We start from the raw sequence: 24,568 nt of genomic DNA, 5'->3' as shown, positions 1-24,568 counted from the left end.
GCTTCGTGCCGTGGCGGGGCGGCCTCGCGCACGGCGCCGTTCCCAGGAAACTCCCAGCCTTCTCCCAGGCCATCAAAGGCGTCGGCGGCCAGGATGCGCGCCATGAAGGTGCTCCCACGGCGGCGCAGGGCCGTCCTGATCAACTCGGTGCTCGGCGTGGTGGTCCTCGCGGGCGCAGGCGGCGCCTACGCGGCGGTCAACAACGGTGACAGCGGCAACACCCGTGGTACGGGCGCGCGCGTGGTGACGGTGTCCAAGGGCACGGTGCTGGCGACCGTGTCCGGCTCCGGCACGCTCGCCTCGCCCAGTGACGCCGGTGTGGACTTCACCACGGGCGGCACGCTCACCGAGGTCGACGTGAAGCCGGGCGACAAGGTCACCAAGGGCCAGGTGCTGGCGAAGGTCGATCCGACCGACGCCGAGGAGACGTTGCAGCAGGACCAGGCGACGCTGACGGCGGCGCAGGCCAACCTCACCAAGGTCGAGGCGGGCGAGCTGGTCACCTCCGCCACGGGCTCCAACACCGGCTCCGGCAGCGGCGGCTCGCGGGACGCCGCCCCGACGCCCACGCCGTCCCCCACCTACACCGTCGACCCGGCCCAACTCGCCCAGGCGCAGGCTCAGTTGACCCAGGCCCAGAACGCCGTGGACGCCGATCAGCGCGCGGTGGACGGCACCACGCTCAAGGCCCCGGTGTCCGGCACGGTCGCCTCGGTCTCGGCCGCCAAGGGCCAGACGGTGTCGGGCACCGGCGGCACCGGCAGCGGCTCGGGCGGCCAGGGCTCGAACTCCAGCAGCTCCAACTCCACGTCGAGCAGCAGCGGTTCCAGCACCCCGTCCGGTTTCGTCGTCCTGACCAACCCCACCGGCATGCAGGTGACGGCGAACTTCTCCGAGGCCGACTCGCTGAAGGTCAAGGCGGGCCAGCCCGCCACCGTCACCCTCAACGCGCAGTCGAGCACGGTGCTCAACGCCAAGGTGCTGTCGGTCAGTTCGCTCCCGGTGAGCAGCGGAAGCGGAAGCGGCGGCGGGAGCGGCAGCGCCGTGCAGTACGCGGCCACGCTCGCCATCACCAGCCCCACCGCGGATCTGCGGACCGGCCTGAGCGCCAGTATCCAGGTGATCACCGGCTCGGCGTCCGGCGCGCTGAACGTGCCGACCGCCGCGGTCTCCGGTACCGGCGCCAACCGTACGGTCACGGTGGTCAACTCCGACGGCAGCACGACCCGTACGTCCGTGACCGTCGGCGTCGAGGGCGACACCGCCGACCAGATCACCAGCGGTCTGAAGGAGGGCCAGCAGGTGCAGATCGCCACGGTCGCGTCCTCCGGCAACGGCGGTTTCCCGAGCGGCGCCTTCCCCGGCGGCCTCGGCGGCGGCGCGAACCGGATCGGCGGCGGCGGTGGCTTCCGTACCGGCGGTGGCGGCGGAGCCGGCGGTGGCCGCGGATGAGGCCCGCCCTGCGGCAGCGCCTCGGCGGCCTGCGGCCCGGCGCCCGTACCGGTGACGCCGAAGAGAGTCCGGGCGCGGAAGAGACCTCGGGCGTCGAGCGGACCTCGGGCGTCGAGCAGACCTCGGGCGTCGAGCAGATCTCGGGCCGCGAGGAAACCGCGGGTGTCGAGGGGGACGACGACAGCCCCTGGGGCCGCCCGCCGGTCATCGAGGTGCGGTCGCTGCTGAAGACGTACGGGCACGGCGACGCCGCCGTGCGCGCGCTCGGCGGCGACCCCGACCCCGTCACCGGCGTCTCGCCCGGCGTGAATCTGCTGGTCGAACAGGGCGACATGGTGGCCGTGATGGGCAGTTCCGGGTCCGGCAAGTCGACCCTGATGAACATCCTCGGCTGCCTCGACATCCCCACCGAGGGCCGCTATCTGCTCGACGGCATCGACGTCGGCGGCCTGGACGAGCACCAGCTCTCGCTCGTCCGCAACCGTAAGATCGGCTTCGTCTTCCAGTCGTTCAACCTCGTGCCGCGCACCCCCGCGCTCGCGCAGGTCGAACTCCCCCTGGCCTACGCGGGTGTGCGGTCCGCCGAGCGCAGGAGGCGCGCGCTGGCGGCGCTCGCGCTGGTCGGCCTCGCCGACCGCGTCGACCACCGGCCGAACGAACTCTCCGGCGGCCAGCAGCAACGCGTCGCCGTGGCAAGGGCGTTGGTCACCGCACCGGCCATGCTGCTCGCCGACGAGCCGACCGGAAACCTGGACAGCCACAGCACCGAGGAAGTGCTCGCCATCGTCGACCGGCTCAACGCCTCCGGGCGCACCGTCGTACTGATCACGCACGAGGACGAGGTCGCCCGGCACGCCAAGCGGGTGATCACGCTGGTCGACGGCCAGGTGGTCGAGGACCGGCGCCAGGCACCGGCCGACGGCCCGCCGCCCGCGCTGCGCGACCCTGCGTCCTTCGCCGCGCACCACCCGCAGGACCCGGTAACCGCCGGCCGGCGTCAGGCCCTCACCGGAAGCCGCCACGGCAACGGCGGTACGAGCAACGGCAGTACGGGCAACGGCTTCGGAAGCGGGGGCACCGCGTGAACCCCTTCGAGACCCTCCGCTTCGCCTTCGGCGGCCTCGCCGCCAACAAGGTCCGCTCCGGACTGACCATGCTCGGCGTCCTGATCGGCGTCGCCGCCGTCATCATCCTGCTCGCGGTCGGCAACGGCTCCTCGCAGTCCGTCAAGGACTCCATCGAGAAGCTGGGCACCAACTCGCTGACCATCTCCTCCGGCGCCGGATTCGGCGGCGGTTCGTCCTCGTCGGCGACCACCGTCAAGCCGCTGACCGTGGACGACGCGCGGGCGCTCGCCGACCCGACGGCCGCGCCCAGCATCGAGTCCGTCGCCCCCGAGGTGACCACGTCCTCGCAGACCGCGCTGTACGAGGGCACCTCGCACGACGTCGCGCAGGTCGTCGGCACCTACCCCGCGTACTTCAAGGCATCCAACAGCAAGGTCGCCAAGGGCGACTACTTCAGCGCCGACGACGTCCTCAACTCCCGCAAGGTGGCGGTGATCGGCTCGACCACGGCCACCGACCTGTTCGGCACGGCCGACCCGGTCGGCAAGAAGGTGGTGCTCGGCGGGACGCCGTTCACGGTCGTCGGCGTGCTGGAGACCAAGGGCGGCACCGGCTTCCAGGACCCGGACGACATCCTGGTCGCGCCGCTGCCGACCGTGCAGAACGCCTTCACCGGCTTCGGCTCGGTCAACCAGATCCTCGTGGAGGCCACGTCGGCCGACGCGACGACCCCGGCGCAGAACGAGATCACCACGATCCTGATGGGCACGCACGGCATCAAGGACGCCAACGCGCTGGACTTCCGGGTCAGCAGCCAGCAGTCGCTGCTCAGCACCCAGTCCGACACCAACAGGACGTTCACGGTGCTGCTCGGCGCGGTCGCGGCGATCTCGCTGCTGGTCGGCGGGATCGGCATCACCAACATCATGCTGGTGACGGTCACCGAGCGGACCCGCGAGATCGGCATCCGCAAGGCGATCGGCGCGCCCAAGGGCGTCATCCTCGGGCAGTTCCTCGCCGAGTCGACCCTGCTGTCGCTGGTCGGCGGCGGGCTCGGGGTGGTGGCGGGACTGATCGGCTCGCGCTTCACGATCGTCGGCATCAAACCGGTGATCATCCCGGAGTCGGTGTGGGGCGCCTTCGCCATCGCGGTCGCCATCGGCCTGTTCTTCGGCAGCTACCCCGCCAATCGGGCCGCCGCCCTGCGCCCGATCGAGGCCCTGCGCCATGAGTAGGCCGTCCACCACCACACCGCACGACGTACGAGGGACGAGGGAGAACCGGACATGGCGCGACGCCGCACCGAACTCGTGAAGGCCGACGCCGACACGGAGCTGCTGCCGCTCACCGACACGTTCGGCGAGGTGGAGATCGTCGAGCGGCCCGGCGAGGCGGTGCTCACCGAACGGCCGGAGGACGTCCTGTCCGAGCCGCCGGACGCCCGCGACATCTCGGCCGAGCTGGCCGCCCCGCCGCGCCGCAAACTGCCCTGGCTGACGCTGCTGCTGTCCGCGGGCGTCGTCGCTGCGGCGGCCTTCGCGGGCGGCGCGCTGGTGGAGAAGAACCACCTCAACGGCCGCTCGTCCGGCGGCGGTTCGGCTGCGGCCCGCGACTTCGCCTCGGCCTTCGCGGGCGCCAACGGCCGTACGGGCACGGGCTCGGGTACGGGTACGGGCTCCGGTACGGGTACGGGCTCCGGTACGGCGCCGGGCGCGGCTCCCGGCGCGGGCGGCGGCGCAGGCACCGGCGGCACCGGCTCCGGTGTCACCGTCGGCACCGTCAAGCTGGTGGACGGCGACACCATCTACGTCACCGACGCCCAGGGCGGCATCGTCAAGGTCACCACCGGCGGCTCCACGAAGGTCACCGTCACCAAGGACGGCAAGACCTCGGATCTCCAGCCCGGCCAGAGCGTGACCGTACGCGGCAGCGCGAACTCCTCAGGCGACATCGCCGCCACCACCGTCACCGAGGGCGCGGCCACCGCGGGCGGCTTCGGCGGCGGCTTCGGAGGCTTCGGCGGCCGTGGCGGCGCCGGAGGTGCCGGAGGTGCCGGAGGCGCGGGCGGCGGTACGGGTACGGCGGGCGGCTCGGGCGGCTCGGGCGGCGGTACGGGCAACTGACCCCGCCTTCACAGGACGGGAGCGTACGGTGCGAAACCGCACCGTACGACGGGGGCCAGGAGGACTCCATGGACACGACGCCCGAGGCCAGCCTGCTGGTCGTCGACGACGAGCCCAACATCAGGGAACTGCTCTCCGCGTCCCTGCGCTTCGTCGGCTTCAAGGTGGTCTCCGCCGCCTCGGGCGCCGACGCGCTGGCCGCCGTCGCCCGTGAGCGCCCCGACCTGGTCGTCCTCGACGTGATGCTGCCCGACATGACCGGTTTCGCGGTCGTCCGGCACCTGCGCGAGGAGTCGGGGCCGCACGCGCGCCCCGGCAGCGGCGCCGCCGACCGGCTCCCCGTGCTGTTCCTGACCGCCAAGGACGGCGTGGACGACAAGATCAGCGGCCTGACGGCGGGCGGCGACGACTACGTCACCAAGCCGTTCAGCCTGGAGGAGCTGATCGCCCGCATCCGCGCGATCCTGCGCCGTACCGGCGGCCCCACCGACGAGGGGCGGCTGGTCGCGGGCGACCTGGAGCTGGACCCGGTCGGCCACCAGGTGCTGCGCGCCGGCCGCCCGGTCTCCCTCTCACCCACCGAGTTCAAGCTGCTCGCCTACCTCATGGCCAACGCCGACCGCGTCGTGTCCAAGCTCCAGATCCTCGACCACGTGTGGGCGTACGACTTCGGCGGCGACCTCAGCATCGTCGAGTCGTACATCTCGTACGTGCGCCGCAAGGTCGACTCCGGCGCCGACGGCACGGTCAAGCTGATCCATACGGTGCGCGGCGTCGGGTACGTGCTGCGCCGACCGCAGGGCTGACGCCGTGCGCACCGTGCGGTCCCTCAGGTCCCTCAGCTTCCTCGGGTCCCTCCGCTCGTTGCGGCTCTCCGCGCTCTCGCTGCGCTCCCGGCTGGTGCTGCTCTGCCTGGTCCTCGTCCTGCTCGGCCTCGCCGTCAGCGACACCGTCGTCCTCGGCACGGTCCGCGGCCAGCAGGTGCGGCGCGTCGACCAACAGCTCCAGCGGTACGGCGAACCGCTCGCGCGGCGGCTCGGCACCGACGGGGTGCCCGCGCCGCGCTACGTACGGCCGGGGCCCGGCGCGCCGCGGCCGTGGCTGCCCAGCCAGTTCGTGGTGGCCTTCGCCGCGGCGGACGGGCGGGTCTCCGACCAGTTCCGGCTGCCGGTCTCGGCCGGGGACCCGCGCCCGCTGTGGCCGACGATGGACGCGGGGTCGCTGCGCGAGCGGCTGGGCAAGCCGTTCGACGTCGCCAGCGACCACGGCGGCGGGCGGTGGCGGGTGCTGATCGAACCGGTCGCCGCGGGCACGGCCGCCCCCTCCGCCGACCTGCCCGCGGGCGTCGTGGTCGCCGCGTCCCTGGACGAGGTGTCCTCCACGGCCTCCCACCTGCGCACCGCGTTCCTGCTGATCGGCGCGGTGGTCGCGGCGCTGCTCGGGGTGGCGGGCTGGTTCGCGGTACGGGCCGGGCTGCGGCCGCTGCGGCAGATCGAGGCCACCGCCGCCGAGATAGCCGCCGGGCGCCCGCTGTCGCACCGTATGCCCGCCGCGTCCCCGCGCACCGAGGCCGGGCGGCTGTCCGCCGCGCTCAACGGGATGCTCGCGCAGATCGAGTCGGCCTTCGCGGCGCGCGCGGAGTCCGAGAAGCAGATGCGCCGGTTCGTCGCCGACGCCAGCCACGAACTGCGCACCCCGCTGGCCGGTATCCGGGGCTTCGCGGAGCTGTACCGGATGGGCGCGCTGCCCGACGAGGCCGACGTGAAGCGGACGATGACGCGGATCGAGAGCGAGGCCGTACGGCTCGGCGGCCTGGTCGAGGATCTGCTGACGCTGGTGCGGATGGACGAGCAGCGGCCCGTGCAGCTCGCCCCGATGGACCTGCGCACCCTGGCCGTGGACGCCCTGCACGACACGACCGCCCTCGATCCGTCCCGGCCGGTCTCCCTCACCGGGCCGGGCGGGTCCGGTTCCGGCCCCGGCCCCGGCTCTGGCTCCGGCTCCGGTCCCGGTCCCGCACCCGTGCTCGGTGACGAGGCCCGGCTGCGGCAGGTCGTCGCCAATCTCGTCGGCAACGCCGTCGCCCATACGCCTCCCGGCACGCCCGTCCGGATCGGCGTCGGCACCGTCGGCGGACACGGGGTCCTCGAAGTCGCCGACGCCGGGCCCGGGCTCGGGCCCGACCAGGCCGCGCGGGTCTTCGAACGCTTCTACCGCGTGGACGCCTCCCGCAGCCGGGGCGCCGGGGGCGGCGCCGGTCTCGGGCTCTCCATCTGTGCCGCGTTCGCTGCCGCTCACGGTGGGTACATCGAGCTCGACACGGCTCCCGGCCAAGGCGCCCTCTTCCGCCTCCGCCTCCCCTCCGCTTCCCCGCCCCCACCGGCCGGTGGCCCGGACACCACCGAACTGCCCCTCCGGGGCGGGCGGTGACCTGCGGCAGCGTCGGCTCGCCGCCCGGGCGAAAGACGGTGCGCCCCGTCAGGGGCGCGGGGAACTGCGCGGGCAACCCACCACCGGCCGGTGGTCCGGGGACAACCGGTCTGCCCCGTCGGGGCGGGTGGTGAGGTGCGGGAGCGTGGTGGCTGGTGGCGCAGTTCCCCGCGCCCCTTAAAAGATCGGCTCGCCGCCCGGACGAAAGACGGTGCGCCCCTAAAGGCACGTGGCTGAGCGCGCCCACGCGGCGGCAGCCGCAGATCAGGAACAGTCCCGCGCCCCTTAGAGGATCGGCTCGCCGTCCGGGCGAAAGGGGGTGGGCCCCGTCAGGGGCGCGGGGAACTGCGCGGCCAGCCCACCACCGGCCGGTGGTCCGGGAACAGCCGATCTGCCCCGCTGGGGCGGGTGGTGACCTGCGGCAGCGTCGTGGCTGGTGGCGCAGTTCCCCGCGCCCCTAAAGGCACGTGGCTGAGCGCGCCCACGCGGCGGCGGTCGGGGCTACCAGGCGAAGGCTTCGGGGGAAGGGCCGGGGCCCGGGAAGATGGCGTCGAGGGCGGCGAGAAGGTCCACGGAGAGGTGGAGATCGAGGGCACGGAGGGCGCCGTCGAGGTGGGCGGGGGTGCGGGGCCCGATGATGGGCCCGGTCACGGCGGGCCGGGTGAGGAGCCAGGCGAGGGCCACCTCCCCGGGGTCGAGTTCGTGCTCGGCGAGCAGATCCTCGTAGCGCTGAACCTGGTCGCGGACCACCGGATCGGCCAGGCCCCGCGCCGAGCGCCCGGCGTGGGTGCGGGAGCCGCCCCCTTCACGGGACTTGCGGATGGCGCCGCCCAACAGCCCCTGGTGCAGCGGGGACCAGGGCACGACACCGAGCCCGTACGCCTCGGCGGCCGGGAGGACGTCCATCTCGGCGGTGCGCTCGAAGAGGTTGTACAGGCACTGCTCGCTGACGAGCCCGAGCGAACCGCGCCGCGCCGCCGCCTCGTTGGCCTGCGCGATGTGCCAGCCGGCGAAGTTGCTGGAGGCGGCGTAGAGCACCTTGCCCTGCTGGATCAGGACGTCGATCGCCTGCCAGATCTCGTCCCAGGGCGTGGCCCGGTCGATGTGGTGGAACTGGTAGACGTCGATGTGGTCGGTGCCCAGCCGCTTCAGGCTGGCCTCCACCTCGCGGCGGATGTTGAGGGCGCTCAGCCGCTGGTGGTTCGGCCAGGGCTCCTCCTGCCAGGGGTTGCCCTGCGTCATGTTCCCGTACAGCTTGGTGGCCAGCACCACCTTGTCGCGCCGGTCGCCGCCCTGGGCGAACCAGCTTCCGAGGATCTCCTCGGTGCGGCCCTTGCGCTCGTCCACGCCGTAGATGTTCGCCGTGTCGAAGAAGTTGATGCCCGCGTCCAGCGCGGTGTCCATGATCGCGTGGCTGCCGGGCTCGTCGGTCTGCCCGCCGAAGTTCATGGTGCCGAGGACGAGACGGCTGACTTTGAGGCCGGTGCGGCCGAGCTGGGTGTACTTCATGGCTCCACAGCCAACACCCTGGAGTGCGCTCTATCGCAAGGGGTGGGTCTCAGTGATGGACGAGCCTCGGCCGGTCCGGCGGGACGTTCTCGTCGACCGGGCCCGTACGGGCGTCGGGGCCGGTGTCCGGTTCCGCGTAGCCCGCGCCGTCGGTGGCCGTGTCCCCGGCCACGCGGTCGAAGAAGCGCAGGATCTCGACCGGGAACGGCATCACGAGGGTGCTGTTCTTCTCGGCGGAGACGTCCACCACGGTTTGCAGCAGCCGCAGTTGGAGGGCGCCCGGAGTGTTGGCCATCGTGGCGGCGGCGTCGGTCAGGCGCTGCGACGCCTGGAATTCGCCCTCGGCCGCGATGACACGGGCCCGCCGTTCACGTTCGGCCTCCGCCTGCTTGGACATCGACCGCATCATCGACTCCGGCAGCGCGATGTCCTTGATCTCCACGCGCTCGATCCGCAGGCCCCAGGGCTCCTCGGTCGGCTCGTCCATCACCGTCTTCAGCTCGGCGTTGACGTGGTCGCGGTCGGACAGCAGCGTGTCGAGGTCGGCGCGGCCGATGACCGACCGGAGCGAGGTCTGCGCGATCTGGGAGACGGCGCTGGGGTAGTCGTGCACGTTGACCAGGGCCTTGACCGGGTCCAGGACCCGGAAGTAGACGACGGCGTCGACGGTCACGGTCACGTTGTCGCCGGTGATGGCGCCCTGCGCCGGGACGCCGAGCACCTCGGTCTGGATGGAGACCTTGCGCATCCGGTCGACGATCGGGCGGATCGTCCGCAGGCCCGGCTGCCGCAGGTTCGGCAGCAGACGTCCGAAGCGGAAGACGACGCCCCGCTCGTACTGCTGCACATCGTGCAGGCTCATGGCGAGCAGGATCAGTCCGATCAGGACGACCACCACCAGCACAGTGATCAGAGCAACCATCGATCTCACGACCTTTCGGCGTGGCCGAAGACAGGCGCGCGCCGCACAGGCACGTGCCGCACCGCCACGCTCACCTGCACTTTCAGCCTACTCCGGCAGCCGCTTCCGGGGGCTGTCACCGGTCGCGGGCCGACTCCTCGGCCGACTGTCGGCCGACTGTCGGCCGACTCCTCAACGAGCTTCTGGGCCAGGACGTGAGCCGGGTGGTCAGGCCGCCCACGGCGGTACCGGGTCGTGCAGGTGCCGCGCCCGCTCGACGAATTCCACCAGCGCCACGCGCTGCCCCGGGCTCAGCTCCCCCGCGAGCCCCGACTCACGGATGTGCGCCCGCACCAGCAGGTAGTGGCTGTCGAACATCCCCATGCCCGGCAGCGCCCGCAGCAGCGCCTCCACCCGGATGCCCGCCGCGTCCTCGTCGCCCGCCGCCGCCCTGCGCAGCACTCGCGACAGCCCCACCATCCCCTCCGCCGCCACCTCGCTCAGCACCAGGGCCCTGCGGTGACTGGCCTCCCAATCCTCAGGGTCCGTGGTCCCACGGTGACGCGACCCCATGATCGTCATGGCCACCACCTCGCTCCCTTTAGTCCCTTTTATCCCTCTCCCCGGACGAGCGTACGCCCGTCCCCCCGCCCCGCAAACGGCTCACTCCCCGTGACCGTACCGGGCCCCTGCGTGGGTTTTCCCAAGGCCGGGTCGCCGGCGGCGGCCGTCGGTTACTGTGCGCGAATGTCTTACGCGCGGATGGACGGCGGGCGGAGCGCGCGGGGCGGCCCCGCCGGGCAGGGCGGATACGGCGCGTACGGCGGCTATCGGACGGGCCTGCTGTGGCTGGGCGCGGGCGCGGCCTTCGCGGTGCTCGCACTGGGCCTCGCGGTCGCGCTGTTCGGCATGATGGAGTTCGACGAGCGGTGCGCGCAGGGGATGACGAAGGGCCCCGGCCCGCTGGTGCGCACCCGGAACCAGGCGTTTCCGCCCGCCACCGTCTGCGAGTTCCGCGACGGCGACGTGACCTCCGTCGGCGGCGGCGCGGTGCTCACCGGACTGCTCTGGGCCGCCTTGCTGTTCATGACCGCGTGCGTGTTCCTCGCGCTGCTCGCCGAGTGCTTCGAGCCGCCGCTTCGCGGAGCCTTCGCCAGCGAGCTGGTCGTGCCGATGTCGCGGGACGAGAAGGTCCGCCGTACGGGGGCGGCGTTCTTCGTCACCGGCTCCTTCTTCCTGATGATCTACGCGCTGGCGGGCTGGAAACTGCTGGCCGGGCCGTCCTCCGCGTGCTCGGCGGGCGCCGACTGGGGCAGCGGCCCGCCGCGCACCGTGACGTACAGCTTCTTTCCGCCGCAGGCCACCTGCCAATACACCAGCGGCATGACCGACCGGATCAACCCCGACTGGCTCGCCTCGCTGACGGCCGAGATGATCGCCCCCGCGCTCCTGGCGGGGCTCGGGTTCTTCCTCGCGTGCCGCCGCAGGAGCGCGGAGCGCCGGACCGGGCGACCGACGGGGCGACCGACTGGGCGACCGGCGGACGCCACGAGCGGGGACCGGACACCGGCGACGTAGCATCGCCGCATGGAGCAGCGGATTCTTGGCAGGACGGGCCGGAAGGTGTCCGTCGTCGGGCTCGGGACATGGCAGTTGGGTGCCGACTGGGGCGAGGTGCGCGAGGAGGACGCCTTCGCCGTGCTCGACGCGGCCGTCGCCTCGGGCGTGACCTTCTTCGACACGGCCGACGTGTACGGGGACGGCCGCAGCGAGCAGTTCATCGGGCGGTATCTCAAGGAGCGCCCGGACGCCGGGGTGTTCGTGGCCACCAAGATGGGCCGCAGGGCCGAGCAGGTGCCCGAGAACTACGTACTGGCCAACTTCCTCGCCTGGAACGACCGTTCGCGCGCGAACCTCGGCGTCGACACCCTCGACCTGGTGCAGCTCCACTGCCCGCCCACGGCCGTCTACTCCTCGGACGAGATGTACGACGCCCTGGACACGCTGGTGGCGCGGGGGCGCGTCGCGGCGTACGCGGTGAGCGTCGAGACGTGCGAGCAGGCGCTGACCGCCATCGCGCGGCCCGGCGTCGCGAGCGTGCAGATCATCCTGAACCCCTTCCGCCTCAAGCCGCTTGAGGCGGTGCTGCCCGCGGCGGCCGAGGCGGGCGTCGGCATCGTCGCGCGGGTGCCGCTGGCCTCGGGGCTGCTCACCGGCAAGTACACCCGCGACACCGTCTTCGCCGCCGACGACCACCGTACGTACAACCGGCACGGCGAGGCGTTCGACCAGGGCGAGACCTTCTCCGGCGTGGACTTCGAGACCGGCCTCGACGCCGCCGCCGAATTCGCCGCGCTCGCGCCCGAGGGCGCCACGCCCGCGCAGACCGCGCTGCGCTGGATCATCCAGCAGCCGGGCGTCAGCAGCGTCATCCCCGGCGCGCGCGATGTCGCCCAGGCGCGGGCCAACGCCGCCGCTGCCGCGCTGCCGCCGCTGACCGACGCCACGCTGGACGCGGTGCGCGAGCTGTACGACCGCCGCATCAGGGCGCAGGTGCAGGGCCGTTGGTGAGGCACGGCTGAGGCACGGGTGCGCCGCCGGGCGGTTCGTGACCGACGGGTTCCGACCCGCTCGCCGGGCCGCCGCCCGCAGGGCCTACCGTCTTGCGGATGACTGCGAATGCTGCCAATGCTGAATTCCCCGGCGCCAGCGGGCCGTACGCCACCACCGAGGCTGAGCCGCGCGAGGTGGGCCGGGTGCGGACGTCGTACGCGCCGGATCACGACGGTGACCCCGACCCCGGGGAAATCGTCTGGACCTGGGTGCCGTTCGAGGAGAACGACGGGCGCGGCAAGGACCGGCCGGTGCTGGTCGTGGCGCGCGAGGCGGGCGGCACGCTGCTCGCCGTCCAGCTCTCCAGCAAGCGCCACGACAACGACCACGAGTGGGTGCCGATCGGCACCGGGCCCTGGGACCGTGAGGGCCGCGAGTCCTGGGTCGCCGTCGACCGCGTCCTGCGCCTGCACGACCAGGGCATGCGGCGCGAGGCGTGCGCCCTGGACCGGGGCAGGTTCAACCTCGTCGTGAACCGGCTCAAGGAGCTGTACGGCTGGGCGTGAGCCCCCGGTCGCGCATGACGCGTCGGGCTGACGCGTCGGGCAGCCGCGTCCACCTACGCGGCGGTGGACGCGGCTGCCCGTACGTCGACGCGTACGCCGTACGAATGCCGGCCGCGTCGTACGGTTACGGCTGCTCGTTCGACGGACGGGTGCCGCCGCCGAGCTGGTCGTTCAGCTTGTCCTGGACCTGGTCGACCTGGCCGCTGTACTTGTCGCCGGTCTTCTTGTCGACCATGTCACCGGCCTTTTCGACGCCTTGGTGCGCCTGGTCCTCGTGACCCTTCAGCAGGCCCTTGAGCTTGTCGAGCATGGACATGGCTGCCCTCCTTGGGGGAACGCCTTGCTCTCCCCGTTGCCCTCCCAGCATCGGGGCCCCCGAAGGTTTTCGCATTCCGGACAGGTCCGGACGAGTTCGTACGCTCTCCGGGGACGCCTTCCGGAACGTTTCCGCGGCGTACGGTCCGGTGAACGTATCCGCGTACCGGCGTATTGGCTTACCGACGTACCGGCGTACGGCTCAGGCGGCCTCGGCGGTCGCGCCGTCCAGCGCGGCCAGCAGCCAGTCGTGCGTGCTGCCCGGGGTCGGCTCCGCCGGGCCGAACAGCTCCCCGGCGAGCTGCCAGTAGCGGTCGATCCGGGGGTCCGCGCCGAGCACCCCGCCGAGGCGGCGGCGGAAGGCCGGGGTGTCACGGGCGCCGCGCGAGCGGGCGTACGCGGCGACGAAGCAGTCCAGCGCCTCGCCCTCCTGCGGTCGCCGCCCGGCCCGCAGATGCGGGGCGGCGAGCCCGTACGCCTCGATGAGGCCGTCGTACAGGACGGCCGGGCGGTAGCCCTCCTCGGGCCGGTGCGCGGCGGGCTGGGTGGGGTCGCGGCCGTCGCCGGTGCTCGTGCCGGAGGCTTTTCCGGAGATCTTTCCCGCACCGTCGCAGCTCCCCGACACCAGCGCGTGCAGGCGCGCGAAGGCCAGGGCCTGCGCCGGGGTCGGCGCCTCGGGGAGCTGCGGAATCGTCCCGTCGAGGATGGCCGAGACCAGCCGGGCGGGCATCCGCGGCGGCAGCCAGCGCCGCCAGAAGCGGGCCATGGCGGCGGTGCTCGGCGGGCTCGGCAGCGCGCCGACCAGCAGCAGCCGCTCGGCGCGCTCCCCGGGGCCGCAGTCCTGGAGCGCCTGGAGCGCGGCCTCGCGCCAGCGCAGGGCGGCCAGGCCCGCGCCGACCTCGCGCAGTTGCCCGGCGATCAGGCCGTCGAGCACGTCGGCCGCCGCGTCGGCCCCGGCCGCGCTCGCGCGGTCGTCCTCGTCGAGGACCCGGTGGACGTCGGGGACCGCGAGGCCGAGGCCGCGCAGGGAGCGGATCGTGCGGAGCCGGTCGAGCGCGGCGGGGCCGTACCTGCGGTGGCCCCCGCTGCTGCGGCGCGCCTCGGGGAGCAGGCCGCGGTCGGAGTAGTAACGGACGGTCTTGACGGTGACGCCCGCGCTCTCGGCGAGTTCCCCGATGGTCCACAAACGGTCAGGCGGCACGGCTTGAACCTCCCTCAGGGGGAGTTCCTACGGTACCCGCGGCCGGGAAAGCGGCCGTTCCGCAGGGTGACCGAGGAGATCTCATGACGGCGTACGTACTGGTGGCAGGCGCTCACACCGGCGGCTGGATCTGGCAGGAGACCGCGCGGGCGCTGCGGGAAGCGGGCGCGCGGGCGTATCCGGTGACGCTCACCGGCATGGGCGACGGCGGCCGTCCGGCCGGGCCCGACACCGATCTGGAGACGCACATCCGGGACGTGCTGGAGGTGATCGACGCGGTGGCCGCCGCCGAGGGGCCGGTGGTGCTCGTCGGGCACGACTACGGCATCCACCCGGTGGTCGGCGCCGCCGACCGCCGCCCGGCGCGTACCGCCCGCGTCGTCCATCTGGACACCGGTATCCCGCAGGACGGCGATCCGCCGCTCGCGCTCTACCGCGACCAGGAGCTGCGGGACCGCGCGCAGGACGGTGACGGGCCGGTCCCGCCGCCGTCCGGCCCGGAGGAGTGGGCACGGCACGGCAGTACGGCCGGGGTCCCGGCGGACGCGCTGGCCCGGCTGACCGACCGCGCCGTACCGCAACCGCGCGCCACCCTCACCCGGCCGCTCCGCCTGACGGGCGCGGTCGCGGCGCTGCCGGTGACAGGCGTCTTCTGTACGGCGAACGGTTCGAGCATCGCGCTGGTCGAGACGCTGGTCGGGCTCGGCGACCCCCGGCTCGCCGTGCTCACCGAACCGCGGGTGACCTTCTTCGACCTGGGCACCGGGCACTGGCCGATGCTGTCCGCGCCGCGCGGGCTGGCGGACGTCCTGCTGCGGGCGGTCGCGGGGGAGGGGCGGCGGCTCGCGCCCAGGGGTGAACAGGCCCCCCAGCAGCGGCCGTTCCCCCTCCCCGTCCCCGAACTCCCCCGCGAGCGGCACGGCCGCGTCGACCTCCACCTCCCCCGTGCCGAACGCCCGTCCCCCGCCGTCGTGTTCGTCCACGGCGGCCCCGTATCGCCGGACGTCCGCCCGACTCCGCGCGACTGGCCGGCCTTCCTGGGCTACGCCCAACTCCTGGCCTCCCAGGGCGTGGTGGCCGCCACCGTCGACCACCGCTTCCACGACCTCACCGACTTCGACCGCGCGGCCCACGACGTGGCCGAGGCCGTCGCCCTCGTCCGGGCCGACCCCCGCGTGGACCCCGACCGCGTCGCCCTCTGGTTCTTCTCGGCGGGCGGCCTGCTCTGCGCCGACTGGCTCGCGGCCCCGCCGCCGTGGCTGCGCTGCGTCGCCCTGACCTACCCCGTCCTCGCCCCCCTCCCCAACTGGGGCCTGTCCGCCACCCGCTTCCACCCCGCCCCCGCCGCCCTCCCCACCGTCCTCACCCGCGTGGCTCTCGAAGTCCCCGAAATCGCCGCCACGGTCGACCGGTTCATCGCCTCGGCCGCCTCCTCCGGCGCCCCCCTGGAGGTCGTCGAAGCCGCCGAGGCCCACCACGCCTTCGAATCCCGCGACCCCGCCCGCGTCTCCACCCCGCCCCTGCGCGCCGCCGTCTCCGCCGTCCTCGGCCACCTCACGGCGTGAGCGCGGCTCGGAATCCCGGACGCCGGACGCGGGGCATCGCAGTGGCGGTCGCCGGGACGGCCGGTCTATTGACAACGACAACCGTTTTCGTATAGTGGACGTCATGGCACGCAACGAAGTACGTCCCGTGATCAAGCTCCGGTCCACCGCCGGTACCGGATTCACCTACGTCACCCGCAAGAACCGTCGCAACGACCCCGACCGCATGGTGCTGCGCAAGTACGACCCGGCGGCGGGCCGGCACGTGGAGTTCCGCGAGGAGCGCTAGGCCCTGACGGGGTCAGAAGAAGGTCGGCTCGCGAGGGGTGTAGGGGGCCTCGAGGGAGTCGACCTCCTCCCGGGTGAGCGTGAGGTCGAGCGCGGCGGCGGCGTCGGCGAGGTGGTGGGGCTTGGTCGCGCCGACGATGGGGGCGGAGACGACCGGGTTCTTCAGCACCCAGGCCATCGCGACCCGGGCCATGGGGACGCCTCGGTTCCGGGCGATCTCCTGGACGGCGTCGACGATGGCCCGGTCGGCGTCGAGGAAGATCGGGCGGTCCTGCGGGTCGACGGTCCGGTTGACGGCCGCGCGCGGCGTGGAGCGCTCGCCCCAGGGCCGGGTGACCAGCCCGCCGGACAGGGGACTCCAGGGGATGCTTCCCACGCCCTGGTGGGCGAGGAGGCCGAACATCTCGCGCTCCTCCTCGCGGTGGAGCAGGCTGTACTGGTCCTGCATGGACACGAACCGGGTCCAGCCGTGGAACTGCGCGGTGTGCTGCATTGTGGCGAACTGCCAGGCCCACATCGACGAGGCGCCGATGTAGCGGACCTTGCCCGCCTTGACCACGTCGTGCAGCGCCTCCATCGTCTCCTCGACCGGCGTCTGGGGGTCGAACCGGTGGATCTGGTACAGGTCGACGTAGTCGGTGTCCAGGCGCCGCAGCGAGGCGTCGATCTGCTCCATGACGGCCCTGCGGGACAGACCGGAACCGCCCGGGCCCTGGTGCATCGGCGCCCACAGCTTGGTGGCCAGGACGATGTCGTCACGCCGGGTGTACTTGCGCAGCGCCCGCCCGACGATCTCCTCCGAGGTGCCCAGGCCGTAGATGTTCGCGGTGTCCCAGAAGGTGATGCCGAGCTCGACGGCCCGGCGGAAGACCGGCTCGGCCGCGTCGTCGTCGAGGGACCAGGTCAGTCTGGTGGCGGGGTCGCCGAAGCTCATACAGCCCAGGGCGATCCGGCTGACCCTGAGCCCTGACGTTCCCAGTCGCGTGTACTCCATGGCCTGTTCCTCCTCGGTGACGCGGAGCCGCTCGCCTGCTCCGGGACGGCGGATCGCCTTCCCTTCCCACCGTGGCACGAACCGCTGCCCATGGCCTCTCACCAGGGGATTCCTGCTGTTACAGGTACTGACGGAGCCTGTCAGGCGGGCGAAAACGGCCGTACGGTTGGACGCATGGACGCCCGCACCGAATTCCGCGACTTCCTCACCTCGCGCCGCGCCGGGATCACCCCGGAACAAGCCGGCCTGCCGGTCGGCGGCGGATTCCGCCGGGTGACCGGGCTGCGCCGCGAGGAGGTCGCGCTGCTGGCGGGCGTCAGCGCCGACTACTACATCAAGCTGGAGCGCGGCAACGCCCGCGGCGTCTCCGACGGCGTCCTGGAAGCCCTCGCGCGCGCCCTCCGCCTCGACGAGGCCGAACGCGCCCACCTGTTCGACCTGGCCCGCGCCGCCGGTTCCGGAGCGCGGACACCCGCCGCCCGCGCCCCGAAGCCTCATGTGCGCCCCAGCATCCAGCGCATCCTGGACTCCATGTCCACGACGACCCCGGCCTACGTACGCGACCGCCGCCTGGACATCCTGGCCACGAACCGACTCGGCAGGGCGCTCCTCGGCCCGGTCCTCGCGACCCCGGGGCGACCGCCCAACGTGGCCCGCTTCATGTTCCTGGACCCCGCGGCCACCGACTTCTACCGCGACTGGGAGCGGATGGCGGCGGGCACCGTCGCGATCCTGCGCGCCGAAGCCGGGCGCGACCCCCACGACAGGGCCCTGAGCGACCTGGTCGGAGAACTCGCCACCCGGAGCGACCTGTTCCGCACCCGCTGGGCCACCCACGACGTCCACCTGCACCGCGGCGGAGTCAAACGCCTCAACCACCCCGTCGTCGGCGAACTCACCCTCGCCTACGACGCCTTGGAGCTGCCCGCCGACACCGGGCTGACCATCATGGCCTACAGCGCGGAACCCGGCACGCCCGCGCGTGACGCCCTTGATCTGCTGGCCAGTTGGGCCGCGACCAACGACCGCGAGGCCGCCGATCACGCGGTCTGAGGCACGCGGGCTGACGCACGCGGTCTGAGGCGCGCTGACAAACCCGCGCGGTCTGCCCGCGCGGACTAACCCACGTGGACGCGGGGGCGGCGGGAGCGGTCGGGCTCGGCTTCGCGCAGGACCTCGCGGGTGACCGGGGCGACCTCGCCGTGGCCGAAGAGGAAGAAGCGGAGGAAGTTGGTGAAGGGGCTGCCCTCGGTCCACTCGAAGTAGATGTGCGGCTTGGTGCCGGTGGTGTCGCGGACGTGGAGGAGAAGGGCGGCCAGCGCGTTGGGGACGGACGAGCTCTCCAGGGACAGCACGCGGTAACGGCCGTGCAGGACATGCCCGGTGACGCGCAGGGCGGACTCGAACTCGGAGGCGTCGAGGACGGTGACCTCGACGAAGACGAGGTCGTCCTCGGGCGGGATGTCGTTGTCGGCGCGGATCTGGTGCACCTTGTCGCGGTACTCGGCCGCGTCGCGCAGCCCCGGCTCGTTGGCGATGAAGCGAATGCGGCGGCTGGCGATGTCGCGGACGAACCGCGTGGCCATGTCGTCCAACTCCACGCTGGTGACGCGCAGTTCGAAGGCGCGGGCGAGCCGGGACAGCAGCGAGACGAGGATGATCCCGGCGATGAAGCAGGCGCCGATCTTGACGCCGTCGGGCCGCTCCACGACGTTGACGACCGTCGTGTAGAGGAAGACCACCGAGATCACGGCGAAGACGACCGTCCAGCGCCGCTGCCCGGCCTTGCGGGCGGCGATCGTGACGGCCAGCGCGGCCGAGCTCATCAGGACGAGGACGCCGGTCGCGTACGCGCCGCCCTGCTTGTCGACGCTGGCGTCGAAGATCCAGGTGACGAGGAAGGCGACGAGCGTGAAGACCAGCACCATCGGCCGCACCGCGCGCGCCCAGTGCGGGGCCATGCCGTACCGCGGAAGGTAGCGCGGCATCAGGTTGAGCAGGCCCGCCATCGCGGAGGCGCCCGCGAACCAGAGGATGGCGATGGTGGAGAAGTCGTAGACCGTGCCGAAGACCGACCCCAGGTACTCGTGGGCGAGATACGCCAGCGCGCGGCCGTTGGCCTTGCCGCCGGTCTCGAACTCCTTCTTCGGGATCAGCACGGTGGTGATGAAACTGGTGCAGATTAGGAAGACGCTCATGATCAGCGCGGCCGTCGTGAGCAGCTTCTTGGTGTCGCGGATCCGGCCGACCGGCCGCTCCTCGGTGTCACCGGGGTCGCCCGCGACGTTCGGCATGACGGCGACGCCGGTCTCGAAGCCGGACATGCCGAGCGCGAGCTTGGGGAAGATCAGCAGGGACACGCCGATCATGACGAAGACGTTGCCCCGCTCGGCGGTCAGCGCGTGCGACCAGTCGGTGACGACGTGCCCGGCGGTCGCGACGTGCCAGAAGCCGGCGATGACGACCACCACGTTGAGCGCCAGATAGAGCCCGACCAGGACGACGGCGATCCCGATGGCCTCCAGGAAGCCCTTGAGGAACACCGCGCCCAGCAGCGCGACCAGGACCAGCGTGATCACCATCTGGTGGCTGTGCAGCGCCGTGGCGAAGTGCGGATTCTCCACCAGGTGGGTGGAGGCGTCGGCGGCCGAAAGGGTGATGGTGATCAGGAAGTCGGTGGCGGCGAAGCCCAGCAGCGTCAGGACGAAGAGCTTGCCCTTCCAGAACGACAGCAGCCGCTCCAGCATCGCGATGGAGCCCGCGCCGTGCGGGCTCTCCTCGGCGACCCGCCGGTAGACGGGCAGCGCGCCCGCCAGCGTGACCAGGACCAGTACGACCGTCGCGATCGGCGACAGCAGCCCGGCCGCGAGCGCCGCGATGCCGGGCTGGTAGCCGAGGGTGGAGAAGTAGTCCACGCCGGTCAGGCACATCACCCGCCACCAGCGCTGGCCCTTGTGGGCGGGCGCGGCTTCCCGCTCCGCCGCCCCGCCGCCGCCCGACTGGTGCTTGCCCATGTCGGAGAGACCTTCGAGCAGCCAGGCCCTGAAGCGGCTGCGCGGGGGCGTCGAGGACCGCTCGGGCGGGACGGTCGTGGTCATCCGGAGGGCTCCTGGGGTGCGGCGGATCGGTCGGGCCATCGCGGATGACGGCCCGGCCAGCGTACGCACCCCTGCCCCGCTGACACATGATCGGCCGCCCGGGGTGTTCCGGGCGGCCGACCAGGCATTTCATCGGGACGGTGGGGGCTTTGCCGGGGTCTGTCCCGGCGCGCCGGCCACCGCGGCCCGCGAGTCTTAACGCTTTCTTAGCGGCCCCGCGCGAAACCTGTACGGATCTCCGTATGGACTTCGCGCGAGGCGCTTGTCACGGGGTGTCGCTCAGCGCGCGCTTCTCACGGCGCGCTCCTCACCGCGCGCTCCTCGAAGGGCAGCCGTCACCACGCCGACGGAGCCGGCGGTGCCACGACCGGCGGGCGGTCGTCGCAGGTGATCGTGTTCGGCAGCTCCCACGACGCGAACCACGGCCCGGTCGTACCGCCGCCGGTGTTGCCGCCGAGGTCGGTCAGGGAGAACTCCGAGCCCGCGGGCGTGAAGTTGAAGGAACCGCAGTTGTTGACGCCGACGGCGCCGACATTGCGCGCGACCACGTTCTCGAAGGACGCGGAGCCCGCCACCCGGCCGCTGACCACCGAGGTACCGGTGCCGTCGACCTTGATGTCCTTGAAGTGGACGTTGGTGACCGAGTACAGGTCCTTCACCGGCCAGTCGGCGACGAGCATGATCGCGTTGTACGTGTTGTCGAGGAAGTTGTCCCCGGTCACCCGGATGTCCGCGTCGATGTTCTTCTCCAGCGCGTAGAACCAGATCGCGCCGAGCCCGATGTTCCAGTTCAGTTCGTACGTGCCCGCCCTGACCGTGGTGTTGTCCGTGATCCACAGGTGGCCGGTGAACGCCTCGGAGCCGAAGCGGGAGCCGACCTGGATGGCGCTGCCCTCGCGGATCGGGTCGGCGATCAGGTTGTTGGAGACGGTGTTGTCCGTGCCGCCGTAGAGCGCGATGCCGTTGGCGAGCACCGGCGTCTGCACGGTGTTGTGGTCGATGGTGTTGCGCGCGTCCTCGGTCTTCTCCGACCACAGCGCGAGCGCGTCGTCACCGGTGTTGCGCAGGAAGTTGTTGGAGACCGTCGAATTCGTCACGCCGGTGTGGAAGTTGATGCCGTCGGCGATCTGGTCGACGATCACGTTGTTGGTGATCCTCAGGTTGCTCATCGGCCCGTCGAACCACATGCCGACCTTGGTGTGCTGGATGTACAGGCCGTCGATGGTCGAGTTGCTCAGCGAGCCGCCGATGCCGTTGACCTGGTCGGTGTCGATGCGCTCCCGGACGTCGCCCTGGATCGCGAAGCCGGACAGGTGGACGTTCGAACTCCCGCCCTTCGAGGCGTCCTTGCCGTAGAAGCCGACACCGGTGTGGACGCTTCCGTCGGGCGCCGGGGTGGCGAGGTCGACCTGGCGGCCCTTGATGATCGTGTACCAGCTACCCGCGCCCTCGATCGTCACGTTGTCGACGACGATGTGCCGGTTCACCTGGTACGTGCCCGGCGGGATGTACACCTTCAGGTGCGTGAGCTTCGCGAAGGCGATGGCCTTGTCGATGGCGTTCGCCGAGTCGCGGCGGCCGGTCGGATCGGCGCCGAAGGCGAGGACGTTGGCCGCGATCAGGTCGATCTTCGGCGGCGCGACGAGCTGCGAGTCCAGCAGGTCGATCGTGGTGGTCGCGGCGGTGGCGCCCGCCGGGACCTGGAGCCGCACCTTGTCGCCCGCGCGGTACGTCTTCCCCAGCGACAGCCGCTGCTCGTCGTAGAAGTGGTTGGGGCGGAACGGCTTGGCGAACACCGGTGCGGGCGTGGTGTCCTGGGGCACGCAGGCGCACTCGGTCACCCAGTAGTCGGGGTGCAGGACGTCGGCGCCCGGGTCGTTCGAGAACGGGTACAGGTTGTAGAGCCACGCGTACTGCGAGGTGAGCGTCAGGGCCTTGCGGTCCTTGCCGTTCACCGTCACGTCGAGCGGCGAGGTGATGCCGCCGCCGGTCGGCGCGTCCGGGATGCTGTACCGCACGTTGATCGCGTTGGCGGCACTCGGAAGGGTGAACTCGACGTACTGGCCCGGCTTCAGCGACACCGCCTTGCGGCCCGACGCCTCGGCGGGCAGCGTGTACGCGTCCCGGCCGGGGCCGATGACCGTGCCGTTCGTCGCGGCGTTCTCCGCCTCCTGCTCCGCGAAGCCGACGTTCGCGCCGCGGCCGGCGACGAGCGAGGGGTCGAGCGCGGCCCGCGTCACCACCGGGGCCGTACCGCCGCCTGTTCCGCCCGATCCCGTACCCGCCAGGGCGGTCGTACCACCGGCCATGATGCTGAACCCGACGGCTACCGCGGTCGCCGTCGCGACCACGACCGCGGCTCTTCGCCGCGGTCTGCCCGACCACTCCACCACAGCGCCTGTGCTGCTCCGTGACATCGAAAGCTCGTTTCTGTCGAGACCTGCCGAGAGGGTGAGGTGACATTAGGGCGCGCGCGTCCGGTTCCACAAGGCTCATGCGAAATGATTTCGTAACCCTGCTGTCGAACTACGCCCGTTGGTTGACTTCTTGCAATCACCTGCAACTCCTGTTGCAGGCGTCCCCGCCTCCGCGCCGGAGCGATTGCCGGGAAGCGGCCCCGGCGGGGGTGCCAACAGGGGCAGAATCGGGGGGACTTCGGTGCCGCGCGGACGCGCAGGCGCGCGGGCGCGCAGGCACGAAGAGCGGTACCCGGGGGAGGCGACGAGGCGTGGGGCGGCGACTTGCTCCGCTGATCGCTCCGTACGAGCACGAGCACGAGCACGAGCACGAGGGCGCGGGGCTGCGGCAGTCGACCGCGCCGGGGCACGACGCGGAAGCCCCCGTCCTGCTCTACTTCACCGGCCACGGCCTCACGGACGACGCCGGACGGCTGCACCTGGCGACGGTCGACATCCGCCGCGACCAGAGCCCTGCCGGTGGCGCGTCTCCGTCGGCACCTCGCTCAACGCGTCGCCCGCGGTGGCGTACGGCGCCGGGTACGTCGGCGGTATGCGGTGCCCCGCGCCGGAGGGTGGGAACCGGCGCCGGAGGGTGAGAACCGGCGCGGTCCACGACGGTACGGCTACGCCTCGGCGTCCTCGGTGGCCTTGGCCTTCTTCTCGGCGGCCTTCTTCTCGTCGGCCTTCTCCGTGGCGTCGGTCGTGTCGGCCTCTTCGGCCTCCTCGACCTCTTCCACGTCGTCCGTGGCGTCGGCCGCCTCCGGCTTGTCGTCCTCGAAGTACGTGTCCAGCACCGCGTCCAGCTCGGCCGCCCAGGTCTTGAGCAGCGGCTTGGAGGGCGCCTCGACGTCCGTGTCGAACCAGCGGCGGGTCGAGGTGTAGACGGTGACGGAGAAGCGGCGGCCGAAGCGCGGGGTGTCGATCTCGACGGCGCCGATCTCGTCCCAGCCGAAGTCGGCGGTCTCGCCGTCCAGTTTGAAGGTGATGCCGGTGCGGTCGGCGGTGATCGAGCCGCGGCGGTCGGAGACCGAGAACACCGGGCCGGTGTCCTCCTCCGTCGCGTCCTCGTCGTCCACCGCGCCCGTGTCCTCGGCCACGGCCTCGACGGCGGCTTCGGGCACGGCCTCGGCCGCCGGTTCCGGCTCGGCCTCGGGCGCGGCCGGGGGCGGGGGCGCGTCCTCCGGGGCGTCGTCGTCCACCACGGGCGCGGGCACCTCGGCGGCGGACCGCGCGGGGGGCGTCAGGCCGGGTATGTACGCCGGGTCGACTCCGGCGGGCGGTATCGGCGGGGTGTTCGGACCTGTTTTCTGCTCCACGGCGCGAAGTATGGCCGATGAACCTGTGCCCGCGACAGCCGTAACGGCCCCTGGGGCCGGGATACGGGCGCGATCGTGATGCGCGCGCGCCCGGCCGCCCCCTCGCCCGGGCGAGGGGCCGACGACACCCCGACGACACCCCCGTCGGCACCCCGACGACACCCCCGTCGGCACCCCGACGACACCCCGTGGGGCGCGCCGGGGCGGGGTGTGACGCGTTTTACCCGGCGAAAATCTGGTTCCGTGGTACCGTTGTTTTCAGTTGCAGTTGTGGTTCCCAAAGACTTACAAGTGCTCCTTCATCGGCATACGTGCCGATAGGTGCACTTTTGTATTTCCGCTGTTCTTTCCTGAACGGGGCAATCATTGCGGCGACACGGGGTCCGTAATCCGCGGGCTTCGATGTACTGCCCCTGAAGGAGATTAATATGGCTTCCGGTACCGTGAAGTGGTTCAACGCTGAAAAGGGCTTCGGCTTCATCGAGCAGGACGGCGGCGGCGCCGACGTCTTCGCCCACTACTCGAACATCGCCGCCCAGGGCTTCCGTGAGCTCCAGGAAGGCCAGAAGGTGACCTTCGACGTCACCCAGGGCCAGAAGGGCCCGCAGGCCGAGAACATCGTTCCCGCCTGACGCGTCTGAATACGCCTGACACGTTCAGCGATATAGCTGGGGCCCGCGCCTTGGGGTGCGGGTCCCGGCTTGTTGCGTTGTACGGATTTCCACCGCGTTCCGCCGTTTTCCACGGCTTTT

Annotated in this window: 22 protein-coding genes; 13 read left to right on the top strand and 9 right to left on the bottom strand. The window is 72.1% G+C overall.

What is annotated here, in order from left to right; genetic code table 11:
* The first annotated feature begins 102 nt into the window (after window positions 1–102).
* The 6 genes from ACIO6U_RS11065 (at window position 103) to ACIO6U_RS11040 (ending at window position 7,072) form a co-directional block, all read left to right on the top strand.
* A complete protein-coding gene (locus ACIO6U_RS11065; RefSeq protein ID WP_401717678.1) occupies window positions 103–1,452 on the top strand; it encodes an efflux RND transporter periplasmic adaptor subunit in 1,350 nt (449 codons plus the stop codon).
* Window positions 1,449–2,537, top strand: coding sequence for an ABC transporter ATP-binding protein (locus tag ACIO6U_RS11060; protein ID WP_401717675.1), 1,089 nt, complete (start codon window positions 1,449–1,451; stop codon window positions 2,535–2,537). Before ACIO6U_RS11065 ends, ACIO6U_RS11060 begins: the two co-directional genes overlap by 4 nt.
* Entirely contained in the window at window positions 2,534–3,754 is a 1,221-nt protein-coding gene (locus ACIO6U_RS11055; RefSeq protein ID WP_355339680.1) for an ABC transporter permease, read from the top strand. The genes ACIO6U_RS11060 and ACIO6U_RS11055 overlap by 4 nt, the downstream gene beginning before the upstream one ends.
* 51 nt (window positions 3,755–3,805) lie before the next feature.
* Entirely contained in the window at window positions 3,806–4,642 is an 837-nt protein-coding gene (locus ACIO6U_RS11050) for a hypothetical protein (protein ID WP_401717672.1), read from the top strand.
* Between the two features lie 68 nt (window positions 4,643–4,710).
* Window positions 4,711–5,448, top strand: a complete 738-nt coding sequence (locus tag ACIO6U_RS11045) for a response regulator transcription factor (protein ID WP_355339686.1) — start codon at window positions 4,711–4,713, stop codon at window positions 5,446–5,448.
* 13 nt (window positions 5,449–5,461) lie between these two features.
* Window positions 5,462–7,072, top strand: a complete 1,611-nt coding sequence (locus ACIO6U_RS11040; protein ID WP_401717669.1) for a sensor histidine kinase — start codon at window positions 5,462–5,464, stop codon at window positions 7,070–7,072.
* Between the two features lie 501 nt (window positions 7,073–7,573).
* Here the strand turns inward: ACIO6U_RS11040 and ACIO6U_RS11035 are convergent.
* The 3 genes from ACIO6U_RS11035 to ACIO6U_RS11025 form a co-directional block, all read right to left on the bottom strand.
* Window positions 7,574–8,581: an aldo/keto reductase gene (locus ACIO6U_RS11035; RefSeq protein ID WP_355339692.1), complete on the bottom strand. Its 1,008-nt coding sequence runs from the start codon at window positions 8,579–8,581 to the stop codon at window positions 7,574–7,576.
* A 49-nt stretch (window positions 8,582–8,630) separates the two neighbouring features.
* A complete protein-coding gene (locus ACIO6U_RS11030) occupies window positions 8,631–9,503 on the bottom strand; it encodes a slipin family protein (protein WP_401717666.1) in 873 nt (290 codons plus the stop codon).
* Between the two features lie 207 nt (window positions 9,504–9,710).
* Window positions 9,711–10,064 carry a hypothetical protein gene (locus tag ACIO6U_RS11025; RefSeq protein WP_355339698.1) on the bottom strand — a complete coding sequence of 118 codons (354 nt, stop codon included), beginning with the start codon at window positions 10,062–10,064 and terminating at the stop codon, window positions 9,711–9,713.
* Window positions 10,065–10,229: 165 nt separating this feature from the next.
* Between ACIO6U_RS11025 and ACIO6U_RS11020 the strand changes: the two genes are divergently transcribed.
* The 3 genes from ACIO6U_RS11020 to ACIO6U_RS11010 all read left to right on the top strand — a co-directional run bounded on the left by ACIO6U_RS11020 (window position 10,230) and on the right by ACIO6U_RS11010 (window position 12,601).
* Entirely contained in the window at window positions 10,230–11,060 is an 831-nt protein-coding gene (locus ACIO6U_RS11020) for a hypothetical protein (protein WP_401717663.1), read from the top strand.
* A 9-nt stretch (window positions 11,061–11,069) separates the two neighbouring features.
* Entirely contained in the window at window positions 11,070–12,053 is a 984-nt protein-coding gene (locus tag ACIO6U_RS11015) for an aldo/keto reductase (protein WP_401717660.1), read from the top strand.
* A 98-nt stretch (window positions 12,054–12,151) separates the two neighbouring features.
* Window positions 12,152–12,601: a type II toxin-antitoxin system PemK/MazF family toxin gene (locus tag ACIO6U_RS11010; protein WP_391158600.1), complete on the top strand. Its 450-nt coding sequence runs from the start codon at window positions 12,152–12,154 to the stop codon at window positions 12,599–12,601.
* Window positions 12,602–12,725: 124 nt separating this feature from the next.
* On the opposite strand, the gene ACIO6U_RS11005 is transcribed toward ACIO6U_RS11010, so the two are convergent.
* Together ACIO6U_RS11005 and ACIO6U_RS11000 are read right to left on the bottom strand one after the other, a co-directional pair.
* Window positions 12,726–12,917 carry an antitoxin gene (locus tag ACIO6U_RS11005; protein WP_355339710.1) on the bottom strand — a complete coding sequence of 64 codons (192 nt, stop codon included), beginning with the start codon at window positions 12,915–12,917 and terminating at the stop codon, window positions 12,726–12,728.
* Between the two features lie 201 nt (window positions 12,918–13,118).
* The gene (locus tag ACIO6U_RS11000; protein WP_401717655.1) at window positions 13,119–14,117 is read right to left on the bottom strand and encodes a MerR family transcriptional regulator; all 999 of its coding nucleotides are present in this window, start codon (window positions 14,115–14,117) and stop codon (window positions 13,119–13,121) included.
* A gap of 83 nt (window positions 14,118–14,200) precedes the next feature.
* Between ACIO6U_RS11000 and ACIO6U_RS10995 the strand changes: the two genes are divergently transcribed.
* Window positions 14,201–15,682: an alpha/beta fold hydrolase gene (locus ACIO6U_RS10995; protein ID WP_401717652.1), complete on the top strand. Its 1,482-nt coding sequence runs from the start codon at window positions 14,201–14,203 to the stop codon at window positions 15,680–15,682.
* Window positions 15,683–15,785: 103 nt separating this feature from the next.
* A complete protein-coding gene (gene rpmG, locus ACIO6U_RS10990) occupies window positions 15,786–15,950 on the top strand; it encodes a 50S ribosomal protein L33 (RefSeq protein WP_355339719.1) in 165 nt (54 codons plus the stop codon).
* 12 nt (window positions 15,951–15,962) lie between these two features.
* On the opposite strand, the gene ACIO6U_RS10985 is transcribed toward rpmG, so the two are convergent.
* Window positions 15,963–16,943 carry an aldo/keto reductase gene (locus ACIO6U_RS10985; RefSeq protein WP_401717649.1) on the bottom strand — a complete coding sequence of 327 codons (981 nt, stop codon included), beginning with the start codon at window positions 16,941–16,943 and terminating at the stop codon, window positions 15,963–15,965.
* 174 nt (window positions 16,944–17,117) lie between these two features.
* On the opposite strand from ACIO6U_RS10985, the gene ACIO6U_RS10980 reads away from it, so the two are divergent.
* Window positions 17,118–17,996 carry a helix-turn-helix transcriptional regulator gene (locus ACIO6U_RS10980; RefSeq protein WP_401717646.1) on the top strand — a complete coding sequence of 293 codons (879 nt, stop codon included), beginning with the start codon at window positions 17,118–17,120 and terminating at the stop codon, window positions 17,994–17,996.
* A 65-nt stretch (window positions 17,997–18,061) separates the two neighbouring features.
* Here the strand turns inward: ACIO6U_RS10980 and ACIO6U_RS10975 are convergent, their stop codons facing one another.
* The 3 genes from ACIO6U_RS10975 to ACIO6U_RS10965 form a co-directional block, all read right to left on the bottom strand.
* Window positions 18,062–20,041 carry an amino acid transporter gene (locus ACIO6U_RS10975; RefSeq protein ID WP_355339728.1) on the bottom strand — a complete coding sequence of 660 codons (1,980 nt, stop codon included), beginning with the start codon at window positions 20,039–20,041 and terminating at the stop codon, window positions 18,062–18,064.
* Window positions 20,042–20,376: 335 nt separating this feature from the next.
* Window positions 20,377–22,458: a glycosyl hydrolase family 28-related protein gene (locus ACIO6U_RS10970; protein ID WP_391158589.1), complete on the bottom strand. Its 2,082-nt coding sequence runs from the start codon at window positions 22,456–22,458 to the stop codon at window positions 20,377–20,379.
* A 665-nt stretch (window positions 22,459–23,123) separates the two neighbouring features.
* A complete protein-coding gene (locus ACIO6U_RS10965; RefSeq protein WP_401717642.1) occupies window positions 23,124–23,816 on the bottom strand; it encodes a hypothetical protein in 693 nt (230 codons plus the stop codon).
* A 428-nt stretch (window positions 23,817–24,244) separates the two neighbouring features.
* Here ACIO6U_RS10965 and ACIO6U_RS10960 point away from each other — a divergent pair, with 428 nt between their 5' ends.
* The gene (locus tag ACIO6U_RS10960; protein ID WP_161307368.1) at window positions 24,245–24,448 is read left to right on the top strand and encodes a cold-shock protein; all 204 of its coding nucleotides are present in this window, start codon (window positions 24,245–24,247) and stop codon (window positions 24,446–24,448) included.
* Window positions 24,449–24,568 lie beyond the last annotated feature (120 nt).

The organism is Streptomyces sp. NPDC087422 (genome assembly GCF_044744145.1).
In the GTDB taxonomy this organism is placed as follows: Bacteria; Actinomycetota; Actinomycetes; order Streptomycetales; family Streptomycetaceae; genus Actinacidiphila.
The sequence above is the reverse complement of the archived record's forward strand: the minus strand, read 5'-3'. Positions and strand labels throughout refer to the sequence as shown.

What these genes read in the sequence shown, in the direction of transcription:
- ACIO6U_RS11065 (WP_401717678.1), top strand. Translation starts at nt 103, where the DNA reads ATGAAGGTGCTCCCACGGCGGCGCAGGGCCGTCCTGATCAACTCGGTG.
- ACIO6U_RS11060 (WP_401717675.1), top strand. Translation starts at nt 1,449, where the DNA reads ATGAGGCCCGCCCTGCGGCAGCGCCTCGGCGGCCTGCGGCCCGGCGCC.
- ACIO6U_RS11050 (WP_401717672.1), top strand. Translation starts at nt 3,806, where the DNA reads ATGGCGCGACGCCGCACCGAACTCGTGAAGGCCGACGCCGACACGGAG.
- ACIO6U_RS11045 (WP_355339686.1), top strand. Translation starts at nt 4,711, where the DNA reads ATGGACACGACGCCCGAGGCCAGCCTGCTGGTCGTCGACGACGAGCCC.
- ACIO6U_RS11035 (WP_355339692.1), bottom strand. Translation starts at nt 8,581, where the DNA reads ATGAAGTACACCCAGCTCGGCCGCACCGGCCTCAAAGTCAGCCGTCTC.
- ACIO6U_RS11030 (WP_401717666.1), bottom strand. Translation starts at nt 9,503, where the DNA reads ATGGTTGCTCTGATCACTGTGCTGGTGGTGGTCGTCCTGATCGGACTG.
- ACIO6U_RS11025 (WP_355339698.1), bottom strand. Translation starts at nt 10,064, where the DNA reads ATGACGATCATGGGGTCGCGTCACCGTGGGACCACGGACCCTGAGGAT.
- ACIO6U_RS11020 (WP_401717663.1), top strand. Translation starts at nt 10,230, where the DNA reads ATGTCTTACGCGCGGATGGACGGCGGGCGGAGCGCGCGGGGCGGCCCC.
- ACIO6U_RS11015 (WP_401717660.1), top strand. Translation starts at nt 11,070, where the DNA reads ATGGAGCAGCGGATTCTTGGCAGGACGGGCCGGAAGGTGTCCGTCGTC.
- ACIO6U_RS11010 (WP_391158600.1), top strand. Translation starts at nt 12,152, where the DNA reads ATGACTGCGAATGCTGCCAATGCTGAATTCCCCGGCGCCAGCGGGCCG.
- ACIO6U_RS11005 (WP_355339710.1), bottom strand. Translation starts at nt 12,917, where the DNA reads ATGTCCATGCTCGACAAGCTCAAGGGCCTGCTGAAGGGTCACGAGGAC.
- ACIO6U_RS10995 (WP_401717652.1), top strand. Translation starts at nt 14,201, where the DNA reads ATGACGGCGTACGTACTGGTGGCAGGCGCTCACACCGGCGGCTGGATC.
- rpmG (WP_355339719.1), top strand. Translation starts at nt 15,786, where the DNA reads ATGGCACGCAACGAAGTACGTCCCGTGATCAAGCTCCGGTCCACCGCC.
- ACIO6U_RS10985 (WP_401717649.1), bottom strand. Translation starts at nt 16,943, where the DNA reads ATGGAGTACACGCGACTGGGAACGTCAGGGCTCAGGGTCAGCCGGATC.
- ACIO6U_RS10980 (WP_401717646.1), top strand. Translation starts at nt 17,118, where the DNA reads ATGGACGCCCGCACCGAATTCCGCGACTTCCTCACCTCGCGCCGCGCC.
- ACIO6U_RS10975 (WP_355339728.1), bottom strand. Translation starts at nt 20,041, where the DNA reads ATGACCACGACCGTCCCGCCCGAGCGGTCCTCGACGCCCCCGCGCAGC.
- ACIO6U_RS10970 (WP_391158589.1), bottom strand. Translation starts at nt 22,458, where the DNA reads ATGTCACGGAGCAGCACAGGCGCTGTGGTGGAGTGGTCGGGCAGACCG.
- ACIO6U_RS10960 (WP_161307368.1), top strand. Translation starts at nt 24,245, where the DNA reads ATGGCTTCCGGTACCGTGAAGTGGTTCAACGCTGAAAAGGGCTTCGGC.